Annotated in this window: 19 protein-coding genes; 11 read left to right on the top strand and 8 right to left on the bottom strand. The window is 67.4% G+C overall.

The window, feature by feature from the left end; all coding sequences use genetic code 11:
- Positions 1-100: 100 nt before the first annotated feature.
- Genes pckA through HRU76_14290 form a run of 3 tightly spaced genes read left to right on the top strand, consistent with a single transcriptional unit; the run spans position 101 to position 3,216 of the window.
- Positions 101-1,678: a phosphoenolpyruvate carboxykinase (ATP) gene (gene pckA, locus HRU76_14300; protein QOJ18682.1), complete on the top strand. Its 1,578-nt coding sequence runs from the start codon at positions 101-103 to the stop codon at positions 1,676-1,678.
- A gap of 31 nt (positions 1,679-1,709) precedes the next feature.
- Positions 1,710-2,612 (top strand): HAMP domain-containing histidine kinase, encoded by a 903-nt coding sequence (locus tag HRU76_14295; protein ID QOJ18681.1) that lies wholly within the window; start codon positions 1,710-1,712, stop codon positions 2,610-2,612.
- Positions 2,613-2,628: 16 nt separating this feature from the next.
- Positions 2,629-3,216, top strand: coding sequence for a hypothetical protein (locus tag HRU76_14290; GenBank protein ID QOJ18680.1), 588 nt, complete (start codon positions 2,629-2,631; stop codon positions 3,214-3,216).
- 23 nt (positions 3,217-3,239) lie between these two features.
- On the opposite strand, the gene HRU76_14285 is transcribed toward HRU76_14290, so the two are convergent.
- The 3 genes from HRU76_14285 to HRU76_14275 form a co-directional block, all read right to left on the bottom strand.
- Positions 3,240-3,839, bottom strand: a complete 600-nt coding sequence (locus HRU76_14285) for a response regulator (GenBank protein QOJ18679.1) — start codon at positions 3,837-3,839, stop codon at positions 3,240-3,242.
- A 158-nt stretch (positions 3,840-3,997) separates the two neighbouring features.
- Entirely contained in the window at positions 3,998-5,140 is a 1,143-nt protein-coding gene (locus HRU76_14280; protein ID QOJ18678.1) for a DNA topoisomerase IV subunit A, read from the bottom strand.
- A gap of 50 nt (positions 5,141-5,190) precedes the next feature.
- The gene (locus HRU76_14275) at positions 5,191-7,575 is read right to left on the bottom strand and encodes a DNA topoisomerase VI subunit B (GenBank protein ID QOJ18677.1); all 2,385 of its coding nucleotides are present in this window, start codon (positions 7,573-7,575) and stop codon (positions 5,191-5,193) included.
- A 223-nt stretch (positions 7,576-7,798) separates the two neighbouring features.
- Between HRU76_14275 and ndk the strand changes: the two genes are divergently transcribed.
- Both ndk and HRU76_14265 read left to right on the top strand, forming a co-directional pair.
- Positions 7,799-8,269: a nucleoside-diphosphate kinase gene (gene ndk, locus HRU76_14270; protein ID QOJ18676.1), complete on the top strand. Its 471-nt coding sequence runs from the start codon at positions 7,799-7,801 to the stop codon at positions 8,267-8,269.
- 362 nt (positions 8,270-8,631) lie between these two features.
- A complete protein-coding gene (locus HRU76_14265) occupies positions 8,632-9,747 on the top strand; it encodes a sigma-70 family RNA polymerase sigma factor (protein ID QOJ18675.1) in 1,116 nt (371 codons plus the stop codon).
- Between the two features lie 39 nt (positions 9,748-9,786).
- Here the strand turns inward: HRU76_14265 and HRU76_14260 are convergent, their stop codons facing one another.
- The 3 genes from HRU76_14260 to HRU76_14250 are packed head-to-tail and all read right to left on the bottom strand — an operon-like array spanning position 9,787 to position 12,507.
- Entirely contained in the window at positions 9,787-10,842 is a 1,056-nt protein-coding gene (locus tag HRU76_14260; protein ID QOJ18674.1) for a 50S ribosome-binding GTPase, read from the bottom strand.
- Positions 10,829-11,638 (bottom strand): type III pantothenate kinase, encoded by an 810-nt coding sequence (locus HRU76_14255; protein ID QOJ18673.1) that lies wholly within the window; start codon positions 11,636-11,638, stop codon positions 10,829-10,831. Before HRU76_14255 ends, HRU76_14260 begins: the two co-directional genes overlap by 14 nt.
- Positions 11,635-12,507 carry an aminotransferase class IV gene (locus tag HRU76_14250; GenBank protein ID QOJ18672.1) on the bottom strand — a complete coding sequence of 291 codons (873 nt, stop codon included), beginning with the start codon at positions 12,505-12,507 and terminating at the stop codon, positions 11,635-11,637. Before HRU76_14250 ends, HRU76_14255 begins: the two co-directional genes overlap by 4 nt.
- A gap of 228 nt (positions 12,508-12,735) precedes the next feature.
- On the opposite strand from HRU76_14250, the gene HRU76_14245 reads away from it, so the two are divergent.
- From HRU76_14245 to HRU76_14230, 4 genes are read left to right on the top strand one after another with little or no spacing between them, the layout of a single operon-like run.
- Positions 12,736-13,590 (top strand): bifunctional 5,10-methylenetetrahydrofolate dehydrogenase/5,10-methenyltetrahydrofolate cyclohydrolase, encoded by an 855-nt coding sequence (locus HRU76_14245; protein QOJ18671.1) that lies wholly within the window; start codon positions 12,736-12,738, stop codon positions 13,588-13,590.
- A gap of 15 nt (positions 13,591-13,605) precedes the next feature.
- Positions 13,606-14,469: a molybdate ABC transporter substrate-binding protein gene (modA, locus tag HRU76_14240; GenBank protein ID QOJ18670.1), complete on the top strand. Its 864-nt coding sequence runs from the start codon at positions 13,606-13,608 to the stop codon at positions 14,467-14,469.
- Between the two features lie 3 nt (positions 14,470-14,472).
- Positions 14,473-15,135, top strand: coding sequence for a molybdate ABC transporter permease subunit (gene modB / locus HRU76_14235; protein QOJ18669.1), 663 nt, complete (start codon positions 14,473-14,475; stop codon positions 15,133-15,135).
- Positions 15,132-16,232 carry an ABC transporter ATP-binding protein gene (locus HRU76_14230; GenBank protein ID QOJ18668.1) on the top strand — a complete coding sequence of 367 codons (1,101 nt, stop codon included), beginning with the start codon at positions 15,132-15,134 and terminating at the stop codon, positions 16,230-16,232. Before modB ends, HRU76_14230 begins: the two co-directional genes overlap by 4 nt.
- A gap of 15 nt (positions 16,233-16,247) precedes the next feature.
- On the opposite strand, the gene HRU76_14225 is transcribed toward HRU76_14230, so the two are convergent.
- Complete coding sequence (locus HRU76_14225; GenBank protein ID QOJ19202.1) at positions 16,248-16,973, bottom strand: isoprenylcysteine carboxylmethyltransferase family protein; 726 nt, start codon at positions 16,971-16,973, stop codon at positions 16,248-16,250.
- Positions 16,974-17,078: 105 nt separating this feature from the next.
- Positions 17,079-17,396: a hypothetical protein gene (locus HRU76_14220; GenBank protein QOJ18667.1), complete on the bottom strand. Its 318-nt coding sequence runs from the start codon at positions 17,394-17,396 to the stop codon at positions 17,079-17,081.
- Positions 17,397-17,505: 109 nt separating this feature from the next.
- On the opposite strand from HRU76_14220, the gene HRU76_14215 reads away from it, so the two are divergent.
- Together HRU76_14215 and HRU76_14210 are read left to right on the top strand one after the other, a co-directional pair.
- Complete coding sequence (locus HRU76_14215) at positions 17,506-18,105, top strand: sigma-70 family RNA polymerase sigma factor (GenBank protein ID QOJ18666.1); 600 nt, start codon at positions 17,506-17,508, stop codon at positions 18,103-18,105.
- Positions 18,102-21,578, top strand: coding sequence for a protein kinase (locus HRU76_14210; protein QOJ18665.1), 3,477 nt, complete (start codon positions 18,102-18,104; stop codon positions 21,576-21,578). Before HRU76_14215 ends, HRU76_14210 begins: the two co-directional genes overlap by 4 nt.
- Positions 21,579-21,735: the final 157 nt, after the last annotated feature.

Below are 21,735 nucleotides of genomic sequence, written 5' to 3'. Positions count from 1 at the left end.
AGCGGACACGTTTCTACGCCTCGAACCCTTCGCGAGCGCTCTGCCCGGTCATCGCCGCGAGTCGGCCGACCCGGCTCCCACCCCTGAGGATGTCACCCCCATGGCCACCGCCACCGCCTCCCTCGACTTCGGTCAGGCCACCATCCATCGCAACCTCTGCACCGCCCGCCTGATCGAACTGTCGATCCTCCGGGGCGAGGGCATCCTGGCCGCCAACGGCACGCTGGCGGTTGATACCGGCGCCCGCACCGGACGCAGCCCCAACGACAAGTACCTCGAAGACACGCCCGGCATTCACGCCAACATCAACTGGGGCAAGGTCAACCAACCCATCAGCCCGGAGAACTTCGCCCGGCTGGAGGCGATGGCCGTCGCATACCTGTCGAAGAAGAAGGACCTCTTCCGCTTCGACGGCTACGCCGGGGCCGACCCCAAGTACCGCCTGAAGGTGAGCGTGATCACCGAGAAGTCGTGGCACTCGCTCTTCGCCAAGACGCTGTTCATCAACGCGGAGGTGAATGATCTCAACGGCTTCGAGCCCGACTGGACCATCATCAACGCCTGCGACATGGACGTGCCTGATCCGGCGTCATACGGACTGAAGACGAAGATCGGCATCATCCAGTCGCTCGAGCAGCGAAAGGTCATCATCTTCGGCACGCAGTACGCGGGCGAAATGAAGAAGTCGATCTTCTACGCCATGAACTACGACCTGCCGGACATGGGCGTCTTCCCCATGCACTGCTCGGCCAACGTGGACAAGGACGACCCGGCCAACGTAGCGGTGTTCTTCGGGCTGTCGGGCACGGGCAAGACGACGCTGTCGGCGGACCCCAACCGGCCCATCATCGGCGACGATGAGCACGGCTGGTCCGACTCGGGCGTGTTCAACATCGAGGGCGGCTGCTACGCCAAGTGCATCAAGCTGCGCGAGGAGACGGAGCCGCAGATCTGGAACGCCATCAAGTTCGGCTCGGTGCTCGAGAACACGGTGATCGACCCGGTCACTCGCGTGCCTGACTACGACAGCAGCGCCAAGACGGAGAACACCCGCGTCACCTACCCGGTGTCGTTCATTCCCAACGCGAAGATTCCCTCGGTGGGCGGGCACCCGAAGAACGTGATCTTTCTCACCGCCGACGCGTTTGGCGTGCTGCCGCCCGTGAGCAAACTCACCCGCGAGCAGGCGCAGTACTACTTCATCAACGGCTACACCAGCAAACTGGCGGGCACCGAGGCGGGCGTGACCGAGCCGCAGCCGAACTTCTCGCCCTGCTTCGGCGGGCCGTTCCTGCCGCGGGCGCCCATGGTGTACGCCCAGATGCTGGCTGAACGCATCGCCGAGCACAACGCCGATGTGTGGCTGCTCAACACCGGCTGGACGGGCGGGCCGTACGGCGTGGGCGAACGCTTCAAACTCAAGTACACGCGGGCCTTCGTGACGGCGATTCTCAACGGCTCGCTGCGTGCGGCGACCTTCACGCCGGACGAGATCTTCGGTCTGCCGATCCCCACGGACGTGCCCGGCGTGCCGCGCGACGTGCTCCACCCGCGCCACACGTGGAAGGACAAGCAGGCCTACGACGCCAAGGCGAAGCAGCTGGCCTCGCTCTTCCGCAAGAACGACGCCCAGTACGAGATCACCCCGGCGGTCCGCGCGGCGGGACCGCGGGTGTGAGCGCACGTTCGGCGACTGATCGCGCGGTACGATGCTGACCTTCGATCAGGTCGGTGGATCAACCGCGGAGCCCCCCGTGCATCCCTTCTTCTGGGCCCTCCTCGGGGCCATTCTCGCCATCGTGGTCATGCTGCCCATCGTGCGGCTGCTGCTGCGCCAGGGCGAACGCCGCGCCAGGGCGGCGGAGCGGCGCGCCCACGAGGCGGAGCGGCTGGCGGAACTGGGCTCCATGACCGGCGGCCTGGCCCACGAAATCAAGAACCCGCTTTCCACGATCGGGCTGAATGCCCAGCTGCTGGCCGAGGGTCTGGCGGACTCGTCGCTGCCGCAGGATCAGAAGGAGCGTCTGGGCCGACGGCTGGACTCGCTCAAGCGTGAGGCCGAGCGACTGCGCGACATTCTCACCGACTTTCTGCAGTTCGCCGGTCGGTTCAAGCTTGACCCGCAGCCCAAGGACGTGGTGGCGATCTGCGACGAGTTGAGCGACTTCTTTCTGCCCCAGTGCGACCGCGCGGGCGTGCTGCTGCGCACGCAGATGCCGGCGCACCCGGTGATGGCGAAGGTGGATGAGGGGCTGTTCAAGCAGGCCCTGCTCAACCTGATGCTCAACGCGGTGCAGGCCATGTCGCGCGCCGCGCCGGCGGACCGTGATCCGCGGGCACGGATCGGGGAGCTGATGATCCGCGTCGAGCCCCAGGGCGACGATGTGTGCGTTCACGTCATAGACACGGGACCGGGGATCGAGAAAGAGCGTCAGGAAGCTATTTTCCGCCCCTATGTTACCGGACGAGCCGGGGGGACGGGACTGGGGCTGCCGATCGCCCGACGCATCGCGGAAGAGCACAGCGGACGCCTGACCCTGCAATCTGAACCGGGGCGGGGGAGCGACTTCTGTCTGCGGCTGCCGCGTCTCCAAACGGCCTTGCCGATCTGACCGATGAAAGGGGGCCATGATGCCACCCGCGGAAGAGCCAGTCGGCGGCCTGTCCCCATCCCTTGTCGGCCTGGTGCTGGGCGTCAGCGCCGCCATCCCCCTGTATCTCTGGCAGGGCAGTCCGCAGATCGCGATCGCCAGTTTCGTGATCGTGGGCTATACGGGATGGCTGTGGGCGCATTCGTTCAACCATGCCGCCCTGGCGTCCACGTTGAGCCGCGAATTGCGATCGATGTCGATCAATCGGCACTCGCGCCGGGTCGGTCGGATGCTGCTTGATCCGGGCTTCTGGTGGACGATGCTCTTCGGCGGGCTGATGGTCAGCGGGAGCGTATGGTACGCGGGGGTGCGTGATCCCGCCGTGGTCACCGCGGTGGCGGCGTCGTGGGGCTTCATCGCGCTGTGCATGAGCTACGGGTACACCCTGGTGCATCCGACGTCCAACTGTCGTCGCTGCGGGTACGACCTGCGCGGACAACTGGCGTCGGACCCCGAGGCCGGCGTGGTGCGTTGTCCGGAGTGCTCCGCGAAATGGAGCCGCTGGCAGGTGGTGGCGCAGGACCAGGCGCCGAGCATCGTCAGGACCGTACGCCGCGCGGCTTGAACGGTCCGGCCATCTCCAGCGGATCAACCGAGCAGCTGATCGTTCTCGATGAGCGACTTGGCGACATCGACAAGGGTGCGTCGATTGTTCCTTGCCTGCCGTTGAAGCAGCCGCATGGCGTCCGGTTCCGTAATGCCTTTCTTGTTGACCAGAAGCCACTTGGCCTGCTCGATGATGCGTCGATCTTCGAGGCGCACCTTGAGCCGCTCGACGTTGCCCCGCTCCTCGAGGTAATCGCGGTAGCGGCCCCAGGCGATGTCGATGGTCACGCGCAACTCGTCCTGCGTCACGGGCTTGAGCAGGAAGCCGAAGGTCTGAAACCTGTTGCACGCCTCCAGGTAGTCGGGATCGGAGAAGGCGGACACGATCACCACGGGAATGCCGAACTGCCGCGCCAGCACCTCGCCCGTGGCGATGCCGTCCTTGTTGGGCATCCGGATGTCGAGCAGCGCCATGTCCGGCTTCTGTGATCGGGCCAGTTCGATGGCGTGATCGCCATCCGAAGCCGGTCCGATGACGACGAAGCCCAGCTCCATCAGACTGCTTCTCAGGCCGGCGGCCACGAGGTGTTCATCATCCGCCACCAGGATGCGCTGCGGCTTCGCGGGCAGCGTGGTTCGCACGGGTGCCTGTACGGGCTCGTCCATTGTCATCACCACCATGGAATTAGTTCTCCCCTGCTCGACCGCCCCCCGCGGAACGCCCCTGCTGGGAGTCGCCATGATATCCGAAATCGGGGGCGTCGAGCAAGTTGACATGCCGACGCTCTGTCTGACTCACCTCAATCGAGCCAGTCCCGCGCCTTCAGCCGCTCCGGCACGTAGACCTCGGTGACGTAGGAGATGTCCTTGGTGATGAGTGATTCGACCTCCATCTTGAAGCCGTTGCGCAGCAGGTGCTCGATCTCGCGCTTCCAGCCCTTGTGCCCTTCGAACCAGGGGTAGGCGGCGATCTCCCTGGCCCGCTTGATGTCGTTGTCCGAGAGCGCGATCTTCACCGCTTCGGACAACTCGCACTGCTCGTAGTCCTTGGCGCGGATGCCCAGGAACCTGGCCTGGGGGATCGCCAGGCGCGAGGACTCGAACGCCAGCGAGATCGATCCCTGCTTGATGACCGAGTAGATGTAGTGACCCCAGGGATCGCAGTCGAGCAGGCAGATGATCGGCAGTTTCAGCTCCTGGTTGAATCGCTGCAGCAGGCGGCGCACGCCGCGAGGGGGCTGCCCGGCGCCATGCGTCAGGATGCAGTTGTGCTTCTCCCAGAATCGATCCTCGTTGAATCGTTGCCAGACCGTGCCCTTCTCGACGTGGAGGACGAACTTCGCCTCGCATTTCTTGAACTGGATGATGTCCGGCTCGACGATGCTGGGAATCTGATACCCGCCGGTGCCCATCCGCCGACAGTTGATCTCATCCCCCTTGTCGATGATGGTAATGTTGCCCACCATCGCCCCCCGCGGCTCGGCGAAGATGTGCAGCTCCTCGCGCAGCGCCTCCAGCGTCACTTCGAGGTCTTCGAGGATCGGGTCGCTCTCGTCCTGCGTGTCGAACGTGTTCTCCTTCGTGCCCGCCACGGTGTGCTTGGCCTTGTAGAACACGCCGCGGAGACTGGAAGTCTTGCCCGCGTCGATGAGATCCTTGATCGTCGCGGCGTGCAGCATGGTCTGCATGAACTGCTTGGCCTGGTTGAGGTTGAACAACTGCCGCTCGGCCCGCGCGTCGCCCATTTCCAGAATGCCCCGCTTGCGGTTCCAGATGGTGTTGCCGCGCGACCGCATCGGGATCGAAATCATCGGCTCGCGGCTCGACATGGTGGCCTTCACCACGCCCTGCGCCAGCGACTCGATGCGCTCCTTTGTCGCCCGATCGGCGGGAGTAAGTTTGACCTTGGGCGTGCCGCGCTGCTTGGTGCTGGTCTTGGCCATGATTGCTCAGGTGCGATTGGGGGCGTCTAGGTGCGGATGGAAGGCGACGGTCAGAACAACTGCTCGTCACCAACGGGAACCAGTGTGCCGTTGACCAGCTTCGTCTTGATCTTGCGCTTGACGGGGGGCGCGGGGGGTGCGGATGACCCCGCCGACTCAGGCGATGCCGAGGACGAGGCAGTTGGTCCGCCGTGATCCGGTGCGGTCGGCGAAGGAGACGTGCCGCTCTCGCGGTTGGGGACGCGCGGGGAGCGGCGCTTCAACGGCTCGTTGGCGCGGCGCCTGTCGCGCGAGGCGCCAAGGCGCGTTCGCTCCGGTTCGGCGTCGAGCAGCGTCGGGTTGTCATCGACCGGCTTGCCCCGACGGCGCTTCCCGGGCCGGCCTGGCGCGGGAGTTGCCGCCGATCCCGGCTCATCGGATGACTCGGCGGACCGAGGCGTCACGGACTCCACCGCCCCCCCGGACTCGACGATGATGACGCCCTCCTGATCGGGGTCCGGCTCGTCGCGGATGGGCTGACCGTCCTCGTCGAGCTGCAGGTCGGCGATGGCGGTCTTTCTCTTCGCCTGATCCAGCAGGGCGTCGTAGAAGCGCTTGGCGTCGACGCCCGTGATGGCGTTGACGGCCTTGGCGATCTCGCCGATGTACTTCTGGAAAACGTCGCGGCGCTCGCCCTCGCGGCGCATCTTGGCGCGTTTGCGCAGGTAGACGCCCAGTTTGCGGCCGCATTCCTGCAGGGCCAACTTCATCTCCTTGCGGATTTCGTCGTAGTCGGCGATGGCCTCCTTGCTCTCGCTGGTGAAGGGCACCCACACGCTGGCCATGTGGATCATGACGACGAGCGGTCCCACCGGCGCGCCGCCTCGCGGCTGCTGCAGGTCGTAGTTGCGCCAGTTGGTGTCGAGCACCGCCTTGAACGAGGAGCACGCCGACTGCTGATACTGCAGCGGAACGCGGTTGGCGAAGCGGATGACGCGGGCCGGTTCATCCGCGGGCAGGTCGCCTCCGAAGGCGATGGCCGCCTCGATCTGGAACGGGCGACCCCGGTAGATATCCGGGTTGCGCGAACTGGCGGCGTAGAACTCGGCCTTCACGCCCTTGAGCAGACCCGCCAGCAGGTTGCGCACGCCAATGGGTGCAAGGCAATCAGTCGGCGGCGGAGGGAGCCGCACGTCCTGAATCTGCTTGTACAGGGCTTCCGCCTGGCGCGGGTCGATCTCGCCCACGCGCGTGCGCGTGGTGACGCCGATGGCGCGGCAGAGTGAGCCCGCGGTCGCCGCCGACACCCGGCAGAATTTGTCCTGCAGGAAGTTGAAGAGCGAGTAGTTGGCCCGCTCGGCCTCGGCTTCCTTCATCATCTGCAGCAGCGTGCCAAGCTCGACACCCTTGGGGTGGGGCTGGATTTCCTTGGTTTCGGTGGGCAGGGCCTCGACGCCTCGCGGGAAGATCGTGATGCCGCCGGTTTCGGTGGTGGAAGCCGGTTCAGGCGGAGCGGTGGGGGATTCGCCCGCTGTTTCGATCGCCGATGCTTCGCCCGATCCCGAGGGGACCGATGGTGAGCTGGCCTTCACGGCGCCACGCTTGAGGAGCGGGGCGTCCTCCTCGTCCGTACTGATCCGCGACGGCGGGACGAAGGTGATCCGCGCGTGCGGATTGGCGATGGCGGTGAGTTCGAGGAACTCATCCACGCTGCCCCGGCCGCGCTGGTACTTGCCCTCCAGTTCCACCGTGACGCTGGTGCCCGAGCGGTAGACTTCCGGGCTGAGGAACTGCCCAGCCGCGGCCAGCTCGCGGGAGCCGGGCGTCAGGTCGGCGAATCGGGCGGGGGGGAAGTCCTGCGTGATGTCATCCACCGTGACCTCGGCGCGGTTGGTCTTGGTGTTCATCGCCAGCTCGATGTGGTGGGCTTCCTTCCTGGCCCCGGGCCGGGTGTGGATGACCATGGGCCGGCCCGTGGTGAGCAGCCCGTACATGCCCGCCGCCGAGATGCCGATGCCCTGCTGCCCGCGTGACATCTTGAGCCGGTGGAACTTCGAGCCGTAGAGAAGCCGCCCGAAGATGTGCTCCACCTGCTTGCGCACAATGCCCGGCCCGTTGTCGATGATGGTGACGCGGTAGCGGCTGGACTTGGCGCTGGCCGGTCGGTCGGGCTGCAGATCCTCAATGATGACCGTGATGTCGGGCAGAATACCGGCTTCCTCGCAGGCATCCAAGGAGTTGTCCACGGCCTCCTTGACCGTGGTCAGCATCGCCTTGCGCGGGTTGTCGAAGCCCAACAGGTGCCGGTTCTTGGCGAAGAACTCGGAGACGGAAATTTCCCGCTGCTTCGTCGCCATGGTTTCGGCGGTGGCGCGGGGCTTGTCAGGTCGTGGGGATCGCGTGGGCGTAGCGGCCTTGGGCATGAGTTCCTTGGGTTCGAGGAGCAGGGTGGACATCCGTGTCCCTCCGTGGCTTGGGCGGATGTGCGACGCCAATCCGTGGCACACGACCATCATACGCCCTCCAGCCGTAGTGGTCGGCCACGGACATGGATTGTCCGCAGGATTACCCGAGAACTGGTCCGGCGCGGCGTCGCGGCCGGATGAACGGTTGGATCATCGAACCTCGCCTCCTATGCTCTGCGTCCAACACCTTTTCGCGAGAGACGAGGCCAATCCGATGGAAACGACGCTGATCATTCTCAAGCCCGACGCCGTACAGCGGGGCCTGATGGGCCGCATTGTGAGCCGCTTCGAGGACAAGGGTCTGCAGATCGTGGGCTGCAAGATGATGCGGATCACCGCCGACCTGGCGGCCCGCCACTACGAGCCGCACAAGGGCAAGCCCTTCTACGAGGGCCTGGTACGGTTCATGACCAGCGCCCCCGTGCTGGTGCTGGCGGTTCGGGGGCTGGGGGCTATCGCCATCTGCCGCAAGATGATGGGGGCGACCTTCGGGTCCAAGGCCGAGCCGGGGACGATCCGAGGTGACTTCGGGGTGTCCAACTCGTTCAACCTGATCCACGGGTCGGACAGCCCGGAAGCCGCCCAGAAGGAGCTGGGGCTGTTTTTCCCGGACGGCGGGCTGTTCGATGGCCCGCGGGCGATCGAGGGGTGGGTGTACGACCTGAGCGGGGGGAAGGCGGAGTAGGGCCGGTCTGGTCGCTCCAAAGATTCGGCATGAACGAGTCATTCCTGAAGATGTGACGGAAAATCATCTTCTGCGCCGAAGAATCTATTGGCGCACCACCCTCGTATAGGGTATGGTTGAAGGGAATGGCTGACGGCACTGGATCGAGCCGAAAGGGTCGCCGGACGGTGGATTTCCCATCTTTTCACCTTTCCCAGCCCTTTCGGAATACTCGGCGACTCATTAGAATCATTCTAGGGTCGCATCGAGAACACGGAGGAACCCCCTCCGTATAACCCTCGGTCAGGTCCGAAACAGCGTTCCAGGTACCGTCCGCCCCTGTCTGGCGGACGGGGACGCCACGTTCGACTGATCGGATTCCCATGAGCACGCAGACCCTGATTGGCCCGACCATGATCGCCAAGGACTCCCCACTCCATCGCATGCGCCAGCGGAAGCAGGTTTCGCTGCGCGGTGAGTCCGGCTCCGGGTCGGTCGCGCCTCGCACCGCCGCAGGCCGCACCAACCTGGCCCTTTCGGCACGGGAGGAGCGCCTGCTGCGCAAGATCCTCGCCAAGGAGATGGACTACATCGACAGCGAGGAGTTCCGCAAGCCCAACGCCGAGAAGACCATCTACGACGACGCCCCGCCCGTGCAGCGCCCGGACGTGTCGTGGTACCGCCCGCTGATGGACGACCTGGCGCCGTCGAGCAGCCGGTCGCTTAAGAACGCGGGTACGGTTCTGCTCACCGGCGCGGAGGAGCGCGTGCTCTTCCTGCAGTACAACTACGCCCGCTTCCGCGTGCGCGAACTGCAGAAGGTCGTGGCCGGCAACGAGCCCACGCCCGAGCAGGCCCGCGAAGTGCTCAAGTGGTACCGCACCGCAGTGAGGTATCGTGAGCAGATCGCGGAGACCAACCTGGCCCTGGTGCTGGCGATGGCCAAGCGCACCCGCATGAGCGAGGTGGACTTCGCCGACCTCGTCAGCGAGGGCAACATGGCTCTGCTGCGTTCGGTGGACAAGTTCGACTGCGGCCGCGGCTTCAAGTTCTCCACGTACGCCTGCCGGGCGATTCTCAAGGCCTTCAGCCGTCAGGGCATGAAGCTGAGCAAGTACCGGCAGCGCTTCCCCACCGACTTCGACCCCGCGCTCGAGAAGTCCAACCACCTCGAGACGCTGCGCCGCCAGCACGAGCTGGAGTCGGCGGAAGAGGTCAAGCATGTCGTCCTCAACAATGACGCCGACCTCACCGACGTGGAGCAGACGGTCATCCACCACCGCTTCGGCATCGACCTGCCGGAGAATCAGGAGCCGCTCACCCTCGAGCAGGTCGGCCAGATCATCGGCGTGACCAAGGAGCGGGTGCGCCAGATCCAGAACAAGGCGCTGGAGAAGATCCGGCTCGCCCTGGAGGCCAACGCCGCTGAGAAGGCCGAGCAGCTTCTTGCCGAACAGGGCATCGACCCCGGTGCGGCGGATGAGGATGACCTCTACTGACGCGACGGCCTTTTGTTTCGTACCCGATCCGACCCGGCTTCAAGGCCGGGTCGTTTCTTGTGCGCCCTGTTGCGGCAGGTGACGGAACGAACCATCAACCAGCCGAACGTCAAAGACCCAGACGCCGGGGTGCTCTCGATCCACGCGCGGAACGAGACGCTCCGCGACCGCGCTGACAAGAACCTCGACGTTCCTTCCGTTCAACGCGCTGATGGAGATATCCGCGTCCTCCCTTGAGCACCGATCGGCCTTGTTTGCCACACGCAGATCCGCTTGACGGGGCAGCGTCGGCCAGGGTTGCTCGTGGTCGGTCAGTGCAATGAGCAGGTCGACCTGTTCGATGATGCGACCGGCCGTGGTGAGCGCCGCGGCGTCCGCCTCACCCGGCTTCTCCAGCAGACCCGGCGTGTCGATCCAGTTCACCACCAGCCCCGCGAGATCAATTCGGGCGGCGACGTAATCCCGTGTGGTGCCCGGCAGATCGGCCTCGATCGACACGCGGCGTCCCGCCAGGCGGTTGGTCAGCGTGCTCTTGCCCACGTTGGGCAGCCCCACGACCACAACCAGGGGAGGAGTGAGCAGCCGGTTGAGCCGCAACGAGCGTGAAAGGTCGTCGTCGGTCGGTCGATCGCCATTCGCGGCCGCCCACCGTCGCCAGCGATCCGGCTGCCGCATGAGCAGGTCGATCGCCATCGGGCTGGCCGCGCGACTGATGGCGGCCAGGGCGAGTGCCTCGCAGCGATCGGATGCCTCCGGGTACAACCGCGTCGGGTCGATTGACTCGGAACGATCCACGAGCGCGCCCGCGGCGCGGAGCCGCTCCAGCAATCGCTCGACGATGCGGAGACCGCCGTGCGGCGTGATGGCGGCGCGATCATCCGCCAGCCGGATCACCAGTCCGCGGTCGATTCCAGCCAGATCCGCCAGTCGAACGGCGCCCACGCCCGGCGGCTGCACCCGGGTGAGACGCTCCAGCAGCGGCGCCACGTCGCCCGCCAGTTCGATCACCGCCACTGCGCCGGGCTGCCGGGACGTGGCGCACCAGGCCTGCACCGGGCCGTGTGATGGGGGCTTGCGGGGGTCAGCCGTGGTCATGGGTCGCCGCTTCATCGTTCGGCGAATCGAGCGACTGCCGCACCGCCTCGGCCATTCCTCGCAGGGTGAGATCGGGCACGATGCGATCCACCAGCCCGTCGCCCTGGAAGAGCGTCGCCGCGTCCCCACCCGTGGCGATGACGGGCGGGAAGGCGCCGTACGATTCGGCGTACCGCTCGACCAGTTTCCACACCAGCCCGCGGATGCCGTGGAACACGCCCTGCAGCATGGCCTGGGCGGTGTTGCGTCCGAAGGGCTCGTCGTCCGGAGCGCGGAAGTCGAGCTCGGGCAGCGCCGCCGTGCCCCCGTGCATCGACTTCAGTTGCATGCGGGCGCCCGGCGCGATGGCCCCGCCATGAAACGTGCCCTCGCCGTCCACGAAGTCCACCGTGACGGCGGTGCCCGCGTCCACGATCACGCACGCCTGCTTCATCACCGCGAAGGCGGCGGCGGCGTTGAGCAGCCGATCGACGCCCGTGATCGTCTCCGGGTCGAGCCGCGTGCCGATGGGCACCGGCAGGTCCTCGCCGATCCGGTAGAGATCGACCTTGCCGGTGTCCGCCAGCCCCGACTCGACCTGCGAGGCGACGCGGTCGTTGACGGAGGCCACCACGACGATGGTGCGCCCTTCGCCGCCCAGCGCCCGGCACTCCTCGAGCACCGCGGCGAGCACCAGCCGCACGTCGGCGTTGTCGATCTTGCGCTCGGCGGTCGGCGCGCCGTCCACGAAACGCCCGATCTGGGTGCGTGTGTTGCCGATGTTCAGGCCGATGAACGACAGCCGGGTGCTGGTCATGGACAGGATTGTAGGTGGACCGCGCACTGCTCCGCGACCCTGGCCCGCAGCAGGTCGAACAGCCCCCGCGTGACGGGTCCGACCGCCCCCGCGCCCACGGGGCTGCCGTCGATGGACGTGACGGCGTCGAGCAGGCGTCGGCTGGAGGTGATGAAGGCCTCGTCCGCCTGCCGCACTTCATCGATGTGGACGGGTCGCACTTCGACGCGGAACCGCGAACCCGCCGCCGCATCGAGGAGCATGCGCCGCATCACGCCGGAGAGGATCGACGGGTAGGCGTCATCGGGCGGCGTGAGGACGACGTTGCGGCGCACGACGAATACGTTGCTCATCGCGCCCTCGGTGATCCAGCCGCCCCGGTGCTGGATGACTTCATCCGCGTCGCGCCGTGCGCCTTCCATGCCCGCCAGCACGTTGGCGATGAGACTGGTGGACTTGATGGCGCAGTGGGCCCAGCGATCATCCGGCACGATGACGCAACGGATGGATTGCGGCTCGCGCATGCTCTCCAGCCCCGCGACGGGGTTGGCGTAGGCGAAGACGGTGGGGGTCATGCGCGGCCCGGGCAGGTGCTTGCGCGGCATCTGTACGCCCCGCGTCACCTGCAGGTAGATCATGGCGTTGTCGATTCCGGAGTCCGCCAGCAGATCGCGGGCGATGTCGTGAAACGTGGACGGGTCGAACCCCGTGATGCCCGCGCGGTCGAGACTGCGTCCCAGCCGCTCGACGTGCAGTTCCATTCCCACACCCACGCGGTTGAAGAAGAGCACGGCCTCATAGACGCCGTCGCCAAAGAGAAATCCGCGGTCGAACGGGCTGATGGCCGCCCGTTCTGAATCGAGAATATCGCCGTTGAGGTAGACGCGCATGATGTGGAATGGAGCCGCCGATGAACACCAATGAACGCGGATCGAAGGGAGGCAATCCGGGATCGCGCCAGCACGCCCCCAGAACCGCCACCGTTTCATCGGAAACCTGGTCGCGGTTTCATCGAACGTTGATGCATGGTGCGCTCGTCTCCCACATCCGTGTTCATCCGTGGTTTCTGATTCAGTCCGGCGAACACGGACTGGCACGATGGTCGCTATCCTACGCCCATGACGGCTCGCATCATCGACGGTAGGGCATTGGCGGAGGCGATTCGCGGAGACGTGCGACGGCGGGTGGCGGCGCTGAAGGCGGCGCACCGCGCGGTGCGGCTGGACGCCCTGCTGGTCGGGGCCGACGCGGCGGGGGAGATTTACGCCCGCAACCAGGCGGCTTCCTGCGCCGAGGTGGGCATCGAGTACAAACTTCATCGCCTGCCCGATGGAGCGGGCTACGAGGAGGTCGCCGGGCGCGTGCTGCTGATGAACGCCGACGAGGCCATCGCGGCGATCATGGTGCATCTGCCCCTGCCGCCGGGCGTCGATACGGAGCGTATCCACGCCCTGATCGACCCGGAGAAGGACGTCGAGGGCGTCAACCCGGCCAATATCGGGCGCGTGGTGTACGGCCGTCGCTCGCTGGTGCCTTGCACCGCGCTGGCGGTGATGGAGATGATCGAATCAACCGGCGTGGAGTTGCGCGGGGCGCGGTGCGTGTGCGTGGGGGCGAGCAACATCGTGGGCAAGCCGGTGGCGATTCTGCTCATGCGGGCCGAGGCCACGACCGTCTCGACCAACAAGTACACGCGCGACCTGGCCGCCGAGACGCGCCAGGCGGATGTGCTCATCTCCGCCGCGGGCGTGCCCAACCTGATCCGCGGCGACATGGTCAAGCCCGGCGCGGTCGTGGTGGATGTGGGCATCTGCCGCGTGACCGGACCGGACGGCAGGTCACGCACGGTGGGGGACGTCTGCTTCGAGGAAGTCGTGCAGGTCGCCTCGCATGTGTCGCCCGTGCCGGGCGGCGTGGGGCCGGTCACCGTCGCCGCCATGCTGCGCAACACCGTCGAGGCAGCGGAAAGATGATCCATGACAGTCCGCATGCGACTCACGCCAGGAAGCAGGAGACTTGGGCGCCATGTCATCACGGTGACAGTCCTGATCGTGATCGCGGCGGCATGGTGCGCCGTCACGAGCTGCGGCGAGAACCGGAGTGCATCATCCGCCGAGACGGGGTCACGACCGCCGCAAACCGTCCGCGCCATTCGCGTGGCGGCGGCGGCGGACCTGAAGTTCGCCCTCGATGAGGTCATCGACGCCTTTCACGCCCGGCAGAGTTCCATCCGCGTCACCCCCATCTACGGGTCGTCCGGCAGCTTCCATACGCAGATCAGCCAGGGTGCGCCCTTCGACATCTATCTTTCGGCGGATGTCGCGTACGTCGATCGACTGATCGACGCGGGCCTGGCGGAACGGGATTCGCGGTTCATCTACGCCTTCGGGCGGCTGGTGATCTGGGCGCGGAAGGAGTCGCCGATCGACCTGGAGAATCTCGGCTTCAGCGCTCTGACCAACGAATCGGTGCGGCGTATCGCCATCGCCAACCCGGCACACGCGCCGTATGGGCGCGCGGCGGAAGCGGCCCTGCGCGGGCACGCGCTGTACGACCAGGTGCGCGATCGCCTCGTGCTGGGCGAGAACATCGCGCAGGCGGCCCAGTTCGTGGAATCCGGCGCGGCGGAAATCGGCATCATCGCCCTGTCTCTCGCCCTCTCGCCCGCCATGCAGGATCACGGGACAATGCGGCTGATTCCGCTGGAGGATCATCCCCCGCTGGAGCAGGGCGGAGCGGTGCTCACGCGCTCGACCGACTCCGAAGCGGCGCGCCGGTTCACGGCCTTCCTCCTGGGTGACGAGGGGCGCGTCATTCTGGCCAGATATGGGTTTCTTCTCCCCGGAACGTGATCGATGGACTGGAACGCCATCTGGCTCTCGCTCCGACTGGCCGCCTGCACCACGGTTGTTCTTCTGGTTGTGGGAATGCCCTTGGCCATGTGGCTGGCGTGGTCGAGGTTCCGAGGGCGATTCTTCGTGGATGCGCTGGTGGCGTTGCCGCTCGTCCTGCCGCCCACCGTGCTGGGGTTCTACATCCTCTGGGCGACCGGACCGCGCAGCCCGATCGGGCAGGCCTATGAATCGCTGACGGGCGGGACGCTTCCGTTTTCCTTCGCGGGTCTGCTGCTGGCGTCGGTGCTGTTCAACCTGCCTTTCGCCGTGCGTCCGTTTGTGGCATCGTTCGCGGCGGTGGACAAGCGGTTGATCGAGGCCTCGTGGGCGCTGGGCGAGTCCCGGTTGGCGACGTTCCGGCGGGTGGTGCTGCCGCTCTCCTGGCCCGGCGTGCTGGCGGGGATGGTGCTCTCCTTCTCGCACACGGTGGGAGAATTCGGCGTGGTGCTCATGGTCGGCGGGGCGATCCCCGGCGTCACCCGCACCATCTCCATCGCCATCTACGACGACGTGCAGACGCTCAACTATGCCGCCGCCCACCAGACGGCGCTGCTGCTGCTGGGGTTCTCCTTCATCGCGCTCTGCATCACCTACGGGCTTCAACGCCGGGCGGACGCCGCATGAGCGCACGACTCTCCGCCGAGTTCGAGAAGCGATTCCCGCGCGGCGCCGCCATCCGCATGGCGCTGGATCGTCCGGCCGACGCCTTCTCGGTGACGGTGCTCTTCGGGCCATCCGGCTGCGGCAAGACGACCGTGCTGCGGTGTCTGGCGGGGCTGGAGCGGCCGGATGCGGGAACGATCCGCTTCGATGACGAGTCGTGGTTTGACGCGGACGCCCATCGCTGCGTGCCCCCGCAGCGGCGCAACGTCGGATTCCTCCACCAGGACTACGCCCTCTTTCCCCACCTGACCGTCGAAGAGAACATCGGCTACGGCCTCCGCTCGCTGCAGCGCGAAGCGCGCCGAGAGACGGTGGGGGTGCTCATGGAGCGACTGCAACTCCAAGGGCTTGGGCGACGGCTTCCGCGGCAACTTTCCGGGGGTCAGCAGCAGCGCGTGGCCCTGGCCCGTGCGGTGGCCCGCAAGCCGCGCCTGCTTCTGCTTGATGAGCCGCTCTCGGCGCTCGATGCCATGACCCGTGATGAACTCCGCCGCGAACTTCGATCGATCCTGGCCGATCTCGGCGTCCCCTGCCTGCTGGTGACGCACGATCGGCTGGAGGCCGCCGCCCTGGGAGACTGGGCCGTGGTGATGGACCTGGGCCGGGTGCTTCAGACCGGCCCCCTCGACGAGGTGTTCTCGCGCCCCGTGGACGGTGAAGTCGCCCGCATGGTCGGCGTCGAAACGGTGATTCAGGCGCAGGTGATCCAGGTGCGGGATGGTCTGGCGACCATCCGCGTGGGCGCGGGGGGCGTGGAGCTCACCGCCCTGGCCCCCGATATCCGCGAAGGTCCGGCCGCCGTGTGCATCCGCGGCGAAGAGGTGACGCTGCTGAGCGCCGCGGCGGCGCACACCAGCGCGCGGAACCAACTGTCGGCCCGGGTGACGTCGATCATGTCGGACGGCCCGCTGGTCCGCGTCGGCCTGCACTGCGGCTTCGATCTGGTCGCCCTCATCACCCGCCCCGCGCGGGAGGAGCTGGCCCTGCGTGAGGGGTCGCCTGTCACGGTCCTCATCAAGGCCCCGGCGATTCACGTGATTCCGCGACCGACAACATGATCGAACCGAACGCGTTCACGCGTTGGTCATCCGCTTCGGCAGCGGGATCAGCCCGCGGACACGCTTGCGATAATCCAGATAGGCCTGACCGTGCTCCGCGATCAGGTCGCGTTCCTCGACGTGTGTGCCGAACAGGATGTAGCCGGTCGTCATGATGGCGAAGAACAGGTGGCCGACGGTCATCACCGGCGTGGACCAGAATGCGATGAGAAAGCCCACCATCAACGGGTGGCGCACCAACCTGTACAGGAACGTCAGGCGGAAGCCCACCGGCTTGTACGCCCGCGCCCGCAGGGCGAACCACGCCTGGCGCAGGCCGAACAGGTCGAAGTGGTTGATGAGGAACGACGAAAGGAACACGATCCCCCACCCCAGCACCGACAGGGCGCTCAATCCGTACACCGCAACCGGGTGGGTGAACTCCCACACCACCGTGGGCAGAGGCCGCCACTGCCAGAAGAGCAGCAGCAGGATTCCGCTGGCCAGCAGCACGAAGATGCTGCGCTCCATCGGAGCGGGCACGATCCGCGTCCACCATCGCTTGAACGCCGGGCGGGCCATGATCGTGTGCTGCACCACGAAGAGCAGCAGGATCGATCCGTTGATCAGCAGCGAGGGAATGATCGGCCCCGGCGTGCCCGAATCGATCGTCTTGGGCACGATCCAGTTGCCCACGAAGGCGATGCCCCAGCAGATGGTCACGAAGAAGGCGAGGTAGGCGACCAGTCCGAATGCAAAGATCCCCGCACGGGCGGCGGGCGACAGTCGCTCGGGCCTGATTCGTTGCGAGTCGAGGGGCATGGTGGTGGTGCTCATGGAGATGCTCCGGGAAAATTGCGAGGATTGTCAAGCGCGTTTCGTGATGCCGCCGGCCCGCGGTTGCGGCCTGGTGACGGAAGACCCAACCAGCGGAGCCGTCAGCCCGAGCGCCGCCGCTGCGCTCTGGTGGCGCACCGAGAGCCGATCCGCCACGCCCGCTGCATGGGCGGCGTCGCGGGCCCGGTCCACGGCCTGCCAATCGCGGACGAGAAGCAGCACCGTCACGTCCGTGTGGTCGCGGGCGATGCACAGTGCGACGGTCGGCTCGCCATGCACGATGATGCGCGTGGATGCGGCCTGTTCGTTCGGGCGGTCATCCGGCTGCGTTGGTCGAGGGTCTCTCATGCCCTCATCAGCAGGGAAACACGTCGCCGCCCTTGGTTTGAACTGAAAAAACGTGGCGATTCCCTATGATCGGCCATCCATGCCAAGGCGTCCTGGGCGGGAGTGATGCATGAGCCAACCGCACGATGCCACCCAGTTGCTCGAACAGATGCACGCCGGCAGCCGCAGCGCGGCGGACGCCCTGCTGCCCATCGTCTACGACGAGTTGCGTCGTCTGGCGGCCGCCTACCTGCGGGAGGAACGCCCGGGCCACACCCTTCAACCCACCGCGCTGGTGCACGAGGCGTATGTGCGGTTGATCCGAGGGGCGCAGCCCGACTGGCGGAGTCGAGCGCACTTTCTGGCGGTCGCCGCCAAGGCCATGCGAAACACGCTGGTCAACCACGCGCTGGCGCACAAGGCCGAGAAGCGGGGGGGCGGCCGCACGATGCTGGGGCTGGACCCGGCGTTGGTTCCGCAGCCGTCGAACGGTGTGGAGGCGCTGGAGCTGCACGAAGCCATCGAGCGACTCCAGGCACTCGACGAACGCAAGGCCCGTCTGGTTGAGATGCGATTCTTCGCCGGCATGACGATGGAGGAGGCGGCGGACGTGCTGGGCGTCTCGCTCTCCACCGCCGAAGCGGACTGGCGTTTCGCCCGCGCCTGGCTGGCGAAGGAACTGGCGGAGGGTGACGCACCGCCCGGCGCGGGGAGGCCGCGCACGCCATGACGCCCGAGCGGTTTCGGCAGGTTGAAACGATCTTTCATGCCGCGCTGCGGTGTGAGCCCGTCGAGCGCGACGCCTTCGTCGCCGCCCGGTGCGCCGATGATGACGACCTGCGCCGCGCCGTGCAGGATCTACTCCAACACGACGCATCCGGCGGCATCGAGCCGGCGCAGCCCTTCCGCACCGCGGTGCGAAGCGTGGTCGAAACGGCCATGCGTCCGTCCGAGTCCGGGCTGCGGCCCATCAGTGTGGGCGGCTACCGCATCCTGCGACCCCTGGGCGAGGGCGGCTTCGGCGTGGTCTACCTCGCCCAGCAGGACCACCCGCGCCGCACGGTGGCGATCAAACTGCTGCGGCGTGAGTTCGCCGCGGGCGACGCCGCCCGGCGCTTCGAGTACGAGGCCCGCATCCTCGCCCGGTTGCGGCATCCGGGCATCGCGCGCATCTTCGAGGCGGGAGTCGCCGACGCCACCATGACCGACGCGAGCGGCGGCTCCGTCGTCGTGAAGCAGCCGTTCCTGGCGCTCGAGTACATCGAGGGCCCCAACCTCGTTGAGTTCGCGCTGGGCGACGGCACGACGTGGCCGCCCCTGTCCGTCCGCGACCGGCTCACCCTCTTCGCGCGGGTCTGCGACGCGCTGCAGCACGCGCACCAGCACGGGGTCATTCACCGCGACCTCAAGCCCGACAACATTCTCGTGGCGATTGACGACGCCGCCCCGCCTGCGGGCGAAGACGGAGCCGCGTTCACGACGGACGATACCACGGCGCGGCTCGCCGCCGTGCGCCCCACGTTGCTGGATTTCGGCGTGGCGCGGCTCATTGACCACGACCCGGACTTCACCCGCGCCCACACCCAGCAGGGGCACCTCGTGGGCACGCTCGCCTACATGAGCCCTGAGCAGGTGGCCGGTGATGCCGCGATTATCGACACACGCTCCGACATCTACGCCATGGGCGTGCTGCTCTATCAACTCCTCAGCGGGACGCCGCCCTATGACGTGCATGGCATCTCACTGCCCGAGGCGGTGCGCCTGATCCGCGAGCACGATCCGCCGCCGCTCCGCTCGCTTGACCGCGCCATTCGCGCCGAGGCCAACGCCATCATCCAGCGCGCCATGGCCAAGGATCGCGAGCGCCGCTATGCCTCGATGGCCGAGCTCGCCGCCGACGTGCGGCGGCTGCTCACGGGCCAGCCCGTCGCCGCCCGGGGCGACAGCGCGTGGTACGTGCTGGGCAAGACGGTCCGCCGCCACCGCGTGGCGTTGTCCGTGGCGGCGGGGTTTCTGCTGCTGCTCACCGCCTCGTCAGTCGTCGGCTGGTCGCTGTTCGTGCAGGCCCGCAGCGCCAACGCCCGCGCCGCGGTGCTGCTGCGTGATTCGTACCTGAGCGAGGCCCGCGCCATCCGCACCGGGGACGGCGTGGGACGACGCTTCGCTGCGGTCGAATCATTGCGCAAGGCCGCCGACATCCGCATGGATGCGGACCTCCGCACCGAGGCCATCGCCGCCCTCACGCTCTCCGATTTTCAGACCCTGGGCCAGCGCCCCGCCGCCGCCATTTCCGTGCGCGGGCTGACCACCATCGACCGTCTCGCGATCATCGGCGACGACGGCGTCATCCGCATCGAGGACGCAACCACAGGCCGCGAGATCGCTTCACTCCGCGCCGGCAACATTCCTCCCGCGCGCTGGCGCTTCAGCCCGGATGGGGCGTACCTCGGCGCGGGCTACGCGGCAGGCGGCTCCGGCGCCGTCGTCATCTGGCGTCTCGGCGACGATGAGCCGGTGCTGCGGCTCGCCTCGCCCACCTCGCGCGGGGACTTCCTGCTCGGACAGGACGATGCAGGCCGCCCCTGGGTCGCCCTCATCGACACCTCCGGTCGCGTGGACTTCCGCCGTCTCCCATCCGGCGAGACGTTCGCGTCCGCATCGTTCGACGGCGAGCCGGGATGGCTCGCCCTCAGCCCCGACGGCTCGCTGCTCGTCGGTTCACGTTCCGGCGGTCGCGTGCTGCACGTGCTGCGGCTGGATACCGGTGAGATGGTCGCCGCCATCGACAGCCCGGTCATCCTGCGGTCCCCGTGCTTCAGTCCGGATGGAGCCGTGCTCGCCGCCGGCGGGTCGGACGGCCGCATCCACCGCTGGGACACGACGACCTGGCAGTCGCTGCCCGCCATGGACGGACACCGCGCCACCGTGGCCGAGGTGATCCTCGCCGGCGACCTGGCCGTCACGGGCGGGTGGGACGGCGCGGTGCGCGTGTGGAACTGGCGCACCGGCCGCCAGCTCTTCGCCCCCGTCGTCGGGGCCGCGCTGCAGGGCTTCGATGGCCGCCGCCTGGTTCTGTCCACCGCCGACCACGTCAGCGTGCTGTCGCTCGTGGATGATTCGCCATGCACGACCCTCACCGCTCCCGGCCCGCTCGGCGCGGAGGCCACCGCCGCGTTCTCTGGGGATGGTCGTTTCCTGCTTGTTTCCGGGCGATGCGGACTGACCATCTGGGACACCGCCGACTGGTCGCGGCGCATGCTCGCCACGCAGCCGGCCCGCAGCGTGCTGTGGCTCGACGGTGATCGAGAGACCAGTGTCCACCACGACGCGCGCGGACGATCACCGAGAATCGCCGCCATCGTCTCCGGCGAACTGTGCGTATGGGACGCCGACATGCTCACCACAGGCGGAAGCAATGGACGCGTTGACGCGCCGCTTGAATCACGCGCCTCGCCGCCACCCGCCCCCCGCATCCTCTGGCGCGGCGCCGCCAGCGCCTGGATCACCCACGACCACGCCCCTGGCCGCGTCGTCATCCTCAGCGGACGCGATCTCCTCCGCCTCAACGTTGACACGGGCGAGACGACGCCTCTCATCCCTGCGTCACCGACCATCGCCGGCGGCGAGCGCCCTCACCTCGACCCCGCAGGCCGCTGGCTCTTCATCGGCGCCTGGCACGGACCGCCCGCCGCCGTGCTGGACACCGCCACCGGCCTCCCGCTGCTCACCATCGACCAGACCAGCGTGCGCGGCGGCTTCACGCCTGATGGCTCGCGGCTGCTCATCGCCACCGCCGGGCGCTTGCTGGTCTACGACTCCGCCGACTGGACCATGCCGCGCGAACTTGCCCGCTACGAGCCGCGGCTGCCCAACGTCGCCGGCGGCGCCGCCGCGTCGCCCGACGGGCCGCTCATCGCCCACACCGTGCCGCCGCACGAGGTGGTGCTGCTGGGGGGGCGGCCGTCAGCCGTCAGCCATCAGCCGTCAGCGGAAGGGACGCAGCCGCGCGGCAACCCGCACGCGGCGCCCGGCGCTGTCGTCCCCCTGGCCGCGCTCCCCAACCCCGAGCAGTACGGCGTGCCCGACCTGCGCTTCAGCCCGGACGGCTCGATGCTCATCGTGCTCACGCTGGAGGAGACGATCCTCGTCTGGCGGCTGAACGACCTGCGGGCCATGCTCGACGAGCACGGGCTGGGGTGGTGAGCACGCTGCCGAGATTCGCGCCTCATGGCCGTGCGATGTCTCGGTGTGCCACGGCCGTCTCGGCCGTGCGAACTGCGGGAGAGTCCCGCCTGCGGTCGGATCGCACGGCTCACGGAGCCGTGGCACACCGAGGATCGTGCCCCATTCATCACCAGTG

This window comes from Phycisphaeraceae bacterium (assembly GCA_015709595.1).
GTDB lineage: Bacteria > Planctomycetota > Phycisphaerae > Phycisphaerales > SM1A02 > CAADGA01.
The sequence above is the reverse complement of the archived record's forward strand: the minus strand, read 5'-3'. Positions and strand labels throughout refer to the sequence as shown.